The sequence below is a fragment of the Pirellula sp. SH-Sr6A genome (assembly GCF_001610875.1).
Lineage (GTDB): Bacteria > Planctomycetota > Planctomycetia > Pirellulales > Pirellulaceae > JBKCUI01.
The window spans coordinates 830,663-843,092 of sequence record NZ_CP011272.1 but is presented as its reverse complement, the minus strand read 5'-3'; the positions used below and the strand labels follow the sequence as shown (position 1 = coordinate 843,092).

Here is a 12,430-nt window from a genome sequence, read left to right as displayed (position 1 = left end):
TGGCCATTATGTCGACATCGCCTCTTGCAGCAACTCCAACGCCTCATGCTCTTCCTCCCCGGCTGTCTTATCGATGAAGACGCGATGACGGTCGCATTCCGATTGCCATTCGTTCGGGGGCAACCACTGTCGGCGACTGACCAGGATCGCCAGTTCGAGGATGCTATGCTTCGCCCGATTCCATCCCCAAAAAGGGCGCAGTTCCCAGGAATGCACCACGGAACAATCGGCATGGGCGCGGGGAGCCGACACATCCCATCGTTCCGCTCGAAGTGCGAAGGCACGGCACGCTTGCTCGAGCACCCAGCCTTTCTCGTGCACCCATTTTGATGCGCGACGCTGTTGGATCCGATCCGACCAATGCTGTTGCCGTGTAGGTGGCAATACTTCTGGGCTGGGAGTATTGCCGATCCCTAAGACCGACGCAGCCATGAGCAATGCATCATCCGTCACATGGAATATCGCGCGGTTGGTGCGAATCAAGTTCTGGAAGGTTGTTGACGTTTGAAACGGTTTGACACTCCAAGACTGAAGCTCGCGATCGACGTGTGGTCCGATGGGAGCAACGTGCATCGAACCGTCCGCGTTTTCTGTCGTTATAATGCCTTCGATAATCATCGCTCCAGTTTAGCTTTGGACCGGACGGGTCAAAGCCCACACTTTCCAACTTTCGGATGACAACACGACTTCCTGCGGACCCTTTTCGCCGTTCCATTCAATCCGTTTCTCGCGAGGAACTGCAGCAATACCAGCTGGAACGACTCAATCAGTTGCTTGCGAAAACCTTGCCTTTTAATCGTCACTACCAGGAGCGGTTTGGCATTTCGCATTTGCAGTTGGAGTCGTTGGAGCAATGGAGCCAATTCCCTACGTCGACCAAATCCGAGTGGCAATCGGACGGGATCGATGGGATCGCGCGACATCATTCGCACTCACCCAACCGGTACCGGCGTTATCACCGAACCAGTGGGACCCGCGGTCGTCCAATGGTGATTCTCGACACAGCGGAGGATTGGGATTGGTGGACATCCACGTGGCAATACGTCTTGGATGCTTGTTCGATTAATTCCGACGATCGCATCTTGATGGCTTTTTCGTTCGGTCCGTTCATTGGATTTTGGTCCGCCCATGATGCTTGTTTGCAGAGAGAATGTTTGGTCATACCGTCGGGTGGTTTATCCACATTGGCCCGCATCGACTTGATTCGAACCGCATCACCCACGGTTTTATTCGGAACGCCTAGCTACGCATTGCACTTAGCGCAGGAAGCGGCGCAGCGAGGGATTTCGTTGCGAGAGAGTTCCATTCGAACGGTCTTTGTTGCCGGAGAGCCTGGGGGCTCGATTCCTTCGGTGCGAGCCCAGCTAGAAGAGCTTTACGGAGCTCAAGTGATGGACCATGCGGGGGCGACGGAGATTGGACCTTGGGGATTTGGTACAGCGGACGGCAAGGGACTGCATGTCATCGAATCCGAGTTCATTGCCGAGTTTTTGCCTTTGGACTCATCGATAACCAACGCCGATCCCAGGTGGCGTGAACTGGTGATCACCTCGTTGGGTAGGGCTGGCGCACCGGTCCTCCGCTACCGCACGCAGGACATTGTTCAGCCGGTCTGGGATCGAGACGTGTCGGGGACCGAATTCGTCCGACTGGAGGGTGGAATCTTAGGTCGAGCCGATGACATGTTCGTGGTTCGCGGTGTGAACGTTTTTCCGACCGCCATCGAATCGATCATCCGTCAGTTTCCCGGCATTGAAGAATTTCGTATTCGTGCTCAGAAACGGGGGGAGCTCGATGAAGTCGCCATCGACATCGAGAGTTCCGAGCCATTGCAAACGTTGCTGGAGGAAGCGTTGCAGGTTCAGTTAGGATTGCGTATTCCGGTGGTCCCACTTCCGATCGGAAGTCTGCCGAAAAGCGAGGGGAAATCGAGACGTATCGTCCGCAGCTGAGTTGTCGGAGATAATTCCACCTCGAGAGCTACCCGAACGGTGGCTTGTTTGGTACCATTGGTCAACTCGAAACAGCTACTGCCCGTCAGTGGCTCTCGCGAGGGGGAAGCGCGAACCTGGTCAGGACTTAAGTGGAGCAGCCATAAGCGTCGTACTCTTGTGCGAGGGCCTCTAACGGGCAGTTTTTTTATGCCCTGAGGTGGGGGGAAACGCCCAACCCTGTTACCTATTCTGTTTAAGCCACCGATCCCGGTGCTCTAGTAAGACAGGCGAACCCAATCTTTGGAAAAATGGGGTTTGGGGGGCGCGACCTTGGCCGCAGCCAGGTGGGGTAAGCAAAAGGTTTTATCGACCAGCTCGAGAAACATTTCTGGTTCGAAAGGCTTTGGTAAGCAGTAGACGCCGCCGGCGAGGTTGAGTGGTTCGATCCATTTGGGGTCGTAGGCGTCGGCCAAAAACAGAACGGGGCAATCGAGCATTTGTTCTGTGGTGCGCAACTTCGAAACGGCTTGGGCGGCCCCGATTGGGTCGGTCGCAAAGGAATAGACGATCAGATCAAAAGCGATCGACTGCGTGGCTTGTTCTGCGATTTCGACTGTCCGAGCCAAAAAACATCGGTAGCCCTTTTTATCGAGAATCGCTGCCAATCCCGTCAACATGAGTGGGTCCGATTCGACAATCAGGACCATCGGCGGTTTGACAGCTTGGTTTTCCATTCGATTTCCCTACAATTTGCGACTTTTCCAGACTGCCTCCGACAGCTGCAAGCTTCGGACACGCATCGCTGGACCGTTCGACGGCGCCGATGGGGCGTTGTGCGACTCGGTTTGACGCTGTCCTAACCCACTACGGAAACATGGCTGATTCTCGCGAACAAGACAACACCGGTTTAGGCGTTCATCAGGCGGCGAGGCTCGAAAAACTCCACAAAATAGAAGCTCTGGGGCTCGATCCCTGGGGGCAGCGTTTTGACGAGAGGAGCTTCATCCGCAGTGTTCGCGAGCTTGCAGATCAAGTCAAGTACCGGAAGGAGGATGGAACCCTCGTCGAACTTCCCGACTTGGAGCAGCTAGCAGCGGCAGGCACCCCAGTCGACTACAAGGCTTGGAAGGGGGAGCAGGGCCCAGGTGAAGAAATTGGTCCTACGGTGCGCGTTGCAGGCCGAATCTTGCTGTTGCGTTCCGCTGGCAAGCTTTCGTTTTTGAATATCCGGGACTGGACAGGTGATATTCAGATTTTGCTGGCAAAGGGACAGGTCAGCGATGAGGACTTGGATGTGATCAAGCTCCTCGATTTCGGTGATTTGGTAGGTATCGATGGGCGGCTGGGGCGGACCAACACCGGTGAGTTGACGGTGTTCGCGACCAAGCTTCACTTTATGACCAAAACACTCGAGCCGCCTCCCGAGAAGCATGCGGGATTGCAAGATCCAGAGCTTCGACAACGCATGCGATATGTGGATCTCACCTACAATCCTGAGTCGCTCGATCGGTTTACCAAGCGGACGAAGATCATCCATTCCATCCGTTCCACGCTCGCCAAGCACCAGTTTGTCGAGGTCGAAGGACCGACGTTGCATACGATTGCTGGAGGGGCTGCGGCCAAACCGTTCGTAACGCATCACAACGCGCTCGATATGCAGTTGTTCCTACGCATCGCCCTGGAGCTTCATCTGAAGCGTCTCCTGGTCGGGGGCATCGAACGGGTTTATGAAATGGGCCGGGTCTACCGCAACGAAGGGATCAGCCCAAAGCATAACCCTGAGTTCACCATGATTGAGCTCTATTGGGCTTATGCCAATTACGAGACCATGATGGATTTGACCCAGCAGATTATCTGCGAGGCAATCCAAGCGACCGGTCAAGGCTATCAGCTCAAGTGGGGGGATCTCGATATCGATTTCACTCCTCCCTTCCAACGCCGAACGTATAGCGATCTGTTCGAAGAACACACCGGTTTATCTTTCCATGACGATGCGGGAATCGCGAAGCTGGCCAAGAAGATTGGACTCCAGCCCGATGGAAAGCATCCGGATGTCGTGAAGAGCGAAGTCTTTGAAGAGAAGGTCGAAGACGCGCTGATCGGACCGATTTTCGTTATCGATTACCCGGCCAGCATCTGCCCGTTGACCAAGCGAAAGACGGGCAAGCCGGAGATTGCCGAACGCTTTGAACTATTCATTCATGGTATGGAGTTGGCGAACGCCTACACCGAACTCAATGACCCCATCCTCCAGGAGGACTTGTTCCGAACGCAATTGGATGGAATGGCGGAAGAGGACTCCATGGCGAAGATGGACCATGACTTCGTACGCGCACTGCGACACGGCATGCCTCCTGCAGGAGGTCTCGGCATCGGCATCGACCGATTGATCATGTTGCTTACGAATGCCAAGAGCATCCGGGACGTGATTCTCTTTCCGCTCCTTCGACACGAGTCGTAGCAAAGATAGTTTTCTCGCATACGGCGAGACCGTTGGGTCTTGCCTTTTTTCCTTTTGCAATCCATCCAAACTTATTCGGTCGAGTCGTTATGGAAGCTGGTATTGTCGGACTGCCCAACGTGGGTAAGAGTACGTTGTTCAATGCATTGACGGGAGCGGGGAATGCGCAAGCTGCCAACTATCCGTTCTGCACCATCGAACCGAACGAAGGAATTGTAAGCGTTCCCGATGATCGGCTGACACGCATCACCAAGTACATCGTTCCGCAAAAAGTTATTCCTGCGATTTTGAAGCTAGTCGATATTGCGGGGATCGTGAAAGGGGCGAGCGAAGGCCAGGGGTTGGGGAACAAATTCCTCAGTCACATTCGCGAGGTGGATGCCATCCTTCAAGTCGTGCGATGTTTTACCGATCCCGATGTGATTCACGTGGGAGGCAAGGTCGATCCTCTTTCGGACATCGAAACGATTGAGACCGAATTGATGTTCGCGGACATCGAGACGCTCGAAGCCGCGTTGCCCAAAGCGGAACGGGCTGCTCGAACGGGGGACAAGGAAGCGAAGCTGCGAACGACGGCCATTCAGCACTGCTTGGAGTTCCTTCACAAAGAGGAACCGCTTCGCAAATTGAAGCTGGAGGAAGCGGAAGCGAAAGCCATTTCCAGTTTCGGATTAATGACGGCAAAACCGATTCTCTATATCGCCAACGTGGACGAGAACGATTTGGAGGGGAAGAGTGAACCGGTTCAAAAGGTACGCGAGTTCGCGGAAAAGATCGGGGCTCAGGTTGTACCCGTGTGCGCGAAACTCGAGGCCGAGATCGCAGAGTTGGACGAGCCGGACCGAAGCGAAATGTTAGCGGCGGTGGGATTGGCGCAGCCGGCGTTGCATGTGGTAGCACAAAGAGCTTATCAAACACTCGGTTTGCAAAGTTACTTCACCGCAGGCGAAAAGGAAGTGAGGGCTTGGACGATCCCCATCGGAGCTACAGCCCCCCAAGCGGCGGGAGTGATCCACAGCGACTTCGAGCGTGGATTCATTCGAGCCGAAGTTTACCGTCTCGAGGACTTGGAAACCTTTGGGAACGAGAAAGATATCCGGCAAGCTGGTAAACTGAGGACGGAGGGCAAGTCGTATGTGATGCAGGACGGCGACATTTGCCACTTCTTGTTCAACGTGTAAGAGTCCTCTCGTTCTGCATTTCTCTCGGAAAGTCCACCAGTGCTATCGCGAAGGCTTTTTTCTGCAGCGGTTCTGATCAGCCTTTCGCTCGGGCTGATTTGGCTGGACTTGAATCATCAAGTCAGGGGGCAAGCGGGGCTTTGGACGATCCCGATGTTAGCGTTTTTCGCATTGGGGACTGTCTGGGAGTTTGCCACCTTGCTGGGCCGCCGTTGGGCTGTTTCGGCGCCAATGGTCACATGGCACGCATCGATTGCTTTGTTGATTGGCTTGTTCCCTATCGGGTATAGCGTGGTCATGCAAAAGAGCTATCCCACCGATTGTCCCGTCGGTCGATTAGGCTGGATCTTGATCGGCTCCATGGTGGGGGTCGGATTGAATGGTGTTCATGCGTTGACCCTTTTTCGTCCACCTGCCGAACTGAGCGCGAGCGAGGAAGAAAAGAATGCTTGGCACCAGCGAACCTTGCTCGGCTGGTTGCTCTCTTCGGTCATCATCTGCTACGTCATCTCGGGCTTATCCCTGTGGCATGTGATTCGCATGCGAGGCGAGTCAAGCGGGCTTTATGAGCTCATCGCCTTGTTGGCGATCGTAAAACTGGCAGACGCCGGGGCTTACTTTTCCGGTAAACTGTTCGGTAAAACCAAACTAATCCCTTCGGTATCTCCCGGGAAAACGATGGAAGGACTCCTCGGCGGCTATCTTTTCTCGATTGCGGCGGCATATTTGGCGCTACGATGGGCGTTACCTTTGATGGGAGTTTCGCCCGGCCTCACCGGTTGGGGCCCCGCATTGTTGGCAATTCTGTTGACAACAGCGGGTTTGGTAGGGGATTTGCTGGAATCGATGGTCAAGCGGAGCGTGGGTGCCAAAGACAGCGGCAATTTGCTTCCGGGTTTGGGAGGGGTTTGGGATGTGACCGATTCGGTCCTCCCGGCTTCTTACATCGGTTACCTAGGATTGATCGCCCAGCTTTAAGGCAAAGCACTTTGACTGGGTTGGGACCGAACGCATACCATACTAGGAGACGGTCTCAACCGGAAAGCATATGTCAGAATCAACGATCACTCTATCCGACCCCCACATCACGCTTCAATTGTTCGGCCCCAACGATAACAATCTGCGGTTGGTCCGAAATCAGTTGGGAGTCGCGATCACGCATCGCAACGGACAGATTCGCATCTCGGGTCCAAGCGAGTCGGTACGCATTGCCACCGAGGTTTTGGAGCGATTGAAGGACCGTGTCTTTCGGACCGGCGCATTGGGGCCCGACGATGTTGCTGACGCACTGGGCGGATCGACGGACAAACGAACTGCGCCAGGATTTGACAAGAACGAAGTTGCCATTGGAAATGCCGGCAGGCGGATCAAACCTCGAACGGAGGGGCAGGCCGCCTACCTGGAGGCGATACGGCAGCACGATATGACCTTTTGCATCGGTCCCGCCGGTTGTGGAAAAACCTATCTCGCGGTCGCCATGGCTGTTGAAGCATTGAAGGCTAAGTCCATCCGGAAAATTGTTTTGGTCAGGCCGGCGGTCGAAGCGGGGGAAAGTTTGGGGTACCTACCGGGAGATCTCCAGGAGAAGCTCAATCCCTATTTGCGACCGCTGCTGGATGCCATCAACGAGATGATCGATTTCGATCAAGTCAAATACTTGATGGAGCAGAACGTCATCGAGGTCATTCCGTTGGCCTACATGCGAGGCCGAACCTTGAATCAAGCATTTGTTATATTGGACGAGGCGCAAAACGCCACTGTCGCGCAAATGAAGATGTTTTTGACACGGATGGGCGAAGGCTCCAAGATCGTGGTTTCCGGGGATGTGTCGCAAGTCGACTTGCCACCTGGTACCACGAGCGGTCTTCGAGACGCCGTCCAGAGACTGAGTGGAATTCCCGGACTTAGCTTTGTCCGGCTATCGGAGGGAGATATCGTTCGTCATCCGCTCGTCCGAAAAATCGTCGCCGCGTATGACAGCCCCCAATCGCCTGGCTCGCGCCCATTGAGGCCAAGCCCGCCGGTCGACCGTTAAACCTTTAGACTGACTGCTGTGTCCAACACGAATGCTAGAACCCGCAGCGAACGCGCTGCGAATTTGCGAATCGATCGCTACCCCTGGAGGGCTTGGTTAGCCAAAGCGGCAACTTGGGAGTCGCTCGGAAAGCTCGGTATCGCCGTCGCCGTTGCGGTCTTCATCGTCGTCTTCGTACGAGCTTGGGAGCCCCCGTTCGCTTATCGCCAAGGCTTCGTGCCGCAGCGATCGATCTTGGCTCGAGTTCCCTTTCAAGTTGTCGACGAAGTCAAAACGGAGGTTCTGAAATCTCAAGCGGCTCGCGAGGTCTATTGTGTGTACGAGAATCGCAATGAAGCGATTGTGCAACTGGCCGGGGCGCTGCGAGATACGCTTCAGGCCCTTCACGAAGTTCCCGATGTGACCTCCCTGACCAAGCCCCAGATCGCGTTGCTCGATGTGCTCGGGGTGTCGGATGGCGAGCCTTTGCCCCAAAAGATCCCGCACGAAGCGGCATTGGAAGCAATCCACAAAACGCTCGCTAGCTCGTCCGATTGGTCCAAGTACACTTCGGCTATGCGCGAGGTTCTCGATCCTATTTTGGAGACCGGGACGCTTAAGACATTGGCTCATGATTTGGAGTTGGGGAATCAACGCTACATCCGCGTCATCAAGCCCGGCAGTGAAAACCAACACATCGACGTAGAAGTTCAACGTGTGAGGCTTGCAGAGTTGAACAACTCATTGCGAACCTCGTTGATACGAGAGATTCGCAATCTCTTTCCGAATGAGGAATCGAGGACCTTGGCCCAATTGGTCTTCAATTACCTTTCGCTCAATTTGCCAGAAACACTGACGCTCAATACGGACCGAAGTAACAAAGCCAGGCAGGAAGCGATTGCAGCGGTCAAGCCCGCGATGGTCTCCTACGATCCGAACTTCGGATCGATCGTCCCGATCGGTAAGATGCTTGGCGAAAAGGAAATAGCACTGCTCCGGGCAGAGCATGCTGCTTACACCTCGAAGCTGACGTGGAAACTACGCCTTCAAAGACTCGCTGCATTTTGTGGTCTGATTACCGCGTTGTACGTGTTGGTCGGTTTTTTCATATATCAATCGTTGGATCGAACCCTTATCACCGACACGGTCAAACTCACACAAGTCCTCGGCGTGTGTTTGGGGTGTGTGATTCTGTCGGTGCTCGCAGCGAGCGATCCATTGCGGGCGGAAGTTGCTCCGGTCACACTCACCGCCATAGTAGCCACGATTGCATTCGGTCGCCCCACGTCTTTGATGTTGATGGCGGCGCTCTCTTTGTTGATATCGTTTTGTTCTCGGGTCGATCTGTCCGAGTTTATCGTGCTTTCCAGCGCGGCAGCGGCGGCCACTTTGTTGTGTGGACGAATTCGGAACCGGACTCGGCTCATTTATGTAGGGCTCGGCGTCGCAACGGTTGTCTTTTTTACCGTGCTCGGACTGGGAGTCATGACTGGGCAGTCGGGGGGAGTGATCACCGATGGTCCCGCGATGAGCGGCATCCAAACCTTTACCAACAGTCTATTTCCTGTTCGTTTGATCAACGAAGCTGCATGGCAGGCAGTAATCGTGTTCGCTTGCGGACCTCTCATGGCCGGTTTGCTTCCGGTTTTCGAACGTCTCCTCGATGTTCAGACGGATTTAAGCCTCTTGGAACTCAGCGATATGAGTCATCCGCTTCTTCGGCAATTGGCTCAGCGAGCGCCCGGAACCTACAACCACAGCATCTCTGTAGCGGCGTTGGCCGAGTCGGCAGCAGAAGCGATTGGGGCAAACGGATTGCTCGTCCGTGTCGGAGCCTGTTTTCATGACATCGGAAAGATGTTCAAGCCGAATTACTTCGTTGAGAACCAAACCCCTGGTGCAAACCGCCACGATACCTTGCAGCCCGCGATGAGCACGCTCATCATCATCGCCCACGTCAAAGACGGTGCCGACTTGGGACGGAAGCATAAGCTCCCAAAGCGGATCATCGATTTCATTGAACAGCATCACGGCACGACTTTGGTCGAGTACTTCTTCCGGATGGCGACGAAGAAAAGCGAACAGGATCCGCACGCCGATGAAGTCACCGAGAACACCTACCGCTATCCCGGCCCCAAGCCTCAGACGCGTGAAGCTGCGGTTCTGATGTTGGCGGACGCGGTGGAAAGTGCGTCGCGCGCGTTGGTAGAGCCAACGCCATCGCGCCTTCAGAACCTCGTTGAGCAGATCGCGATGAAAAAGTTGCTCGACGGTCAATTTGAGGAGTGCGCGTTGACGCTGAAAGAGCTGGAACTGATCAAAACGTCGCTTACTAAGAGCCTGACTGCCATTTATCACGGCCGCATCAAATACCCGGAGAAGCAGTCTGCCAGTTAATTCACCCTGCAGCCTACCTCTCTGCTATAATTTGGCGAGCAACACAGCTTCCCGAGAGCCCTCTATTTTGTTCCACCATGGGAGCAATGAATTATGTCGAAAATCAAAGCCCTTCTCCTCCTGGTTCCCACCGCGCTCGTATTGGGTTGTGCGTCGACAACGACGGTCGACGTAGTGGATCTGAATAAAGTACTTCAGGCCCTCGCGACAGTGCTCGATGAATCGGCAGCCTCGTCCGCCGCGACGGCAAATGCGGGAAACAGCCAACCTACTGGATCGGATGCGGTGAACAGCGGGGGAGCCATCGATGTCGCGGTCTCGGCTGAGAATGCGAGTGATACAGACGCGGCGAGTGCAACGCCTGCAGACAATGCTGTCCATGGAACTGTCGCTGCTCCCATCCAGCAGGACCCCGCAAAGGAAGCAGAGTTCTTGAAGCGTTACGCAGCGGAGCTGAATAAACTGCAGGTCATGGCATCTCCGGTCGGGGTCACTATGGCTGCAGGGGGCGAGATCATCGGATTCAAGGATCTCAATCTTAACAACATCCAAGACGCGGGGGAGACGAAGGAATTCACCGTCACGATCGATCCAGAGAACCAGCGATTGGTCGCTTCGGACAATAACGGACATCACCGTCCCTACGGTTACCGTCCTGGAGGATTCCTAACGGGTTATCTGATTGCGTCCATGCTCAATCGTCAATCGAGTTACTACAGCGGTCCCAACGCGGGTGCTCGCCCAGACTTCCGTGGAACGACCATGAGTCCAAACGATTATCACAAATCGGCGGTTTCCAGTGCGAGAGCTCGCGCTAGCGCATCGTCGTCGAGCAGTTCCGCACGGATGAGAACCGGCTCAAAGGGTTTTAGCTTCGGAAAATAGAGAGATCCCCGAGGCGGTGGCTGGATGGCCTGAGCGGTCGCCCGAGCATTTGTGATGGGTATCAGGGGGAGAGAGTGATCTTTCTCCCATAGAACGCCTCTGCAAAGCCACTTGAGGAACGACATTCTATGGCGCGCAGCGACATGAGAGCTCGAAAGGTTTCGGTGCTATACCATGGCTTTTCGTGCTGTGACGGATAGAGCCGCATAAGCCCCTGCAATTTGCGATTGGCATTGGGCTCGGAGATGGGGACATAGACGTTGGGCTTTCCAAGGTCTCCTTCGTATTTTGCGATCTCGTACTCCAGAATCGAGTGGTCGCGAAATGTATTCCATGTGAGCTCCGCCACCAATCGATGATCTTGGTGCGCGTCTTCGATTCGGTGTGTGAAGATAAGGTCGGGCGAAACCCCCATTGAAATCGTTTGAAAACGCTCCTTGAGCTCGCGTCGTTGCACCGGGAAAAGAGTGTCCTCGAATGAGTAAATGCGCAGCTCGCCTCGGTTCCGTTCTCCGACCCACTCGGTGAAGCTGGATTGGGCCTCGGCGGCTCGAACTGGATTGCTGGAGAACACAACCCAGTCGATTTTGACATCGGGTTGGGACTGTTGGAGTTCGAGCAACGTCGCGCCGCAACCTATCTCGATGTCGTCCGCGTGTGCTCCCAAACATAGAACAGAGCGTAAGGGATTCCACTTCATTGCATTCTCGTCGTGTTTTCCAGAGCGGGACGGCTGCGATCGGGCCGGGGATCGTTCGCAGGAAGAAAATCTATTGTCGCCAGACTTCCCAAGGAGTTTCGCCGCGGGCGTGCAAGTCATCGAACATCTGTTTCTCTTTGAAGGTATCCATGCAAGCAAAAAAGCCTGGATAGTGCATGGAGTAGAGCTTTCGTTGCGAAATCAAGCGTTGGAACGGGGTGGGAATGATCTCCTCTCCATCTTGGATCACATCGAAAATCTCTTTCTCCAGGACAAAGAAGCCTGCGTTCGCCAAGAGGTTCGATTCGCTGACGGCAATGATATCCGACACAGCGCCCGAAGCATCTGCCTCGACACAATGAAACGTTTGAACGGGTCGAACGGCCATGAACGTTGCCGTTGCATGATTGGCTCGATGGCAATCGATCAATTGCGGGAGCGGGACATCGCTGAGCCCATCGGTGTAGTTGGCGAGAAACGTTTGTTCTCCCTCTAGATGGCTTTGCACTGCTTTCAATCGTTGTCCGATGTTCGACGTGATTCCCGTATCGACAAAGGTAATTCGCCACTCATTGATGTCGCGAGATAGCAATTCAATGGAGTGAGTGCCACCGCTGATGATGAAGTCATTGGAAAAGCACTCGTTGTATTTCAGGAAATACTCTTTGATCAATTCCCCCTTCCATCCCAGACAGAGGATGAAGTCCTTATGGCCGTAGTGGGCATAGTACTTCATAATGTGCCAAAGGATTGGGCGATTACCGACATGCACCAAGGGTTTGGGGATCGCTTCCGAATACTCGCGTAAACGCATCCCGAGTCCACCACAAAATAAAACAACCTTCATCGACTTCACAC

General features: G+C 54.5%; 11 protein-coding genes and 1 other RNA gene. 8 read left to right on the top strand and 4 right to left on the bottom strand.

Going from position 1 to position 12,430, the window contains the following annotated elements:
* Positions 1–6: 6 nt before the first annotated feature.
* Entirely contained in the window at positions 7–618 is a 612-nt protein-coding gene (locus VN12_RS03125) for a DUF447 domain-containing protein (RefSeq protein WP_146675459.1), read from the bottom strand.
* Between the two features lie 56 nt (positions 619–674).
* Here VN12_RS03125 and VN12_RS03120 point away from each other — a divergent pair, with 56 nt between their 5' ends.
* Together VN12_RS03120 and ffs are read left to right on the top strand one after the other, a co-directional pair.
* Positions 675–1,952 (top strand): phenylacetate--CoA ligase family protein, encoded by a 1,278-nt coding sequence (locus VN12_RS03120; protein ID WP_146675458.1) that lies wholly within the window; start codon positions 675–677, stop codon positions 1,950–1,952.
* Between the two features lie 84 nt (positions 1,953–2,036).
* An RNA gene (gene ffs / locus VN12_RS03115) (signal recognition particle sRNA small type) lies at positions 2,037–2,131 on the top strand.
* 78 nt (positions 2,132–2,209) lie between these two features.
* Here the strand turns inward: ffs and VN12_RS03110 are convergent.
* Entirely contained in the window at positions 2,210–2,668 is a 459-nt protein-coding gene (locus tag VN12_RS03110) for a response regulator (RefSeq protein ID WP_146675457.1), read from the bottom strand.
* A 140-nt stretch (positions 2,669–2,808) separates the two neighbouring features.
* Between VN12_RS03110 and lysS the strand changes: the two genes are divergently transcribed.
* The 6 genes from lysS (at position 2,809) to VN12_RS03080 (ending at position 10,872) form a co-directional block, all read left to right on the top strand.
* On the top strand, positions 2,809–4,395 hold the full coding sequence (lysS, locus tag VN12_RS03105) for a lysine--tRNA ligase (protein ID WP_146675456.1): 1,587 nt from the start codon (positions 2,809–2,811) through the stop codon (positions 4,393–4,395).
* 89 nt (positions 4,396–4,484) lie between these two features.
* Complete coding sequence (gene ychF / locus VN12_RS03100; RefSeq protein WP_146675455.1) at positions 4,485–5,576, top strand: redox-regulated ATPase YchF; 1,092 nt, start codon at positions 4,485–4,487, stop codon at positions 5,574–5,576.
* 39 nt (positions 5,577–5,615) lie between these two features.
* Positions 5,616–6,554: a phosphatidate cytidylyltransferase gene (locus VN12_RS03095; protein WP_146675454.1), complete on the top strand. Its 939-nt coding sequence runs from the start codon at positions 5,616–5,618 to the stop codon at positions 6,552–6,554.
* A gap of 70 nt (positions 6,555–6,624) precedes the next feature.
* Positions 6,625–7,611, top strand: coding sequence for a PhoH family protein (locus tag VN12_RS03090; protein ID WP_146675453.1), 987 nt, complete (start codon positions 6,625–6,627; stop codon positions 7,609–7,611).
* Between the two features lie 18 nt (positions 7,612–7,629).
* A complete protein-coding gene (locus VN12_RS03085) occupies positions 7,630–9,987 on the top strand; it encodes an HD family phosphohydrolase (protein ID WP_146675452.1) in 2,358 nt (785 codons plus the stop codon).
* 93 nt (positions 9,988–10,080) lie between these two features.
* Positions 10,081–10,872 carry a hypothetical protein gene (locus VN12_RS03080; protein WP_146675451.1) on the top strand — a complete coding sequence of 264 codons (792 nt, stop codon included), beginning with the start codon at positions 10,081–10,083 and terminating at the stop codon, positions 10,870–10,872.
* Positions 10,873–10,933: 61 nt separating this feature from the next.
* Here the strand turns inward: VN12_RS03080 and VN12_RS03075 are convergent, their stop codons facing one another.
* Both VN12_RS03075 and VN12_RS03070 read right to left on the bottom strand, forming a co-directional pair.
* Complete coding sequence (locus VN12_RS03075; RefSeq protein WP_146675450.1) at positions 10,934–11,572, bottom strand: PIG-L deacetylase family protein; 639 nt, start codon at positions 11,570–11,572, stop codon at positions 10,934–10,936.
* Between the two features lie 70 nt (positions 11,573–11,642).
* A complete protein-coding gene (locus tag VN12_RS03070; RefSeq protein ID WP_146675449.1) occupies positions 11,643–12,419 on the bottom strand; it encodes a sugar phosphate nucleotidyltransferase in 777 nt (258 codons plus the stop codon).
* Positions 12,420–12,430: the final 11 nt, after the last annotated feature.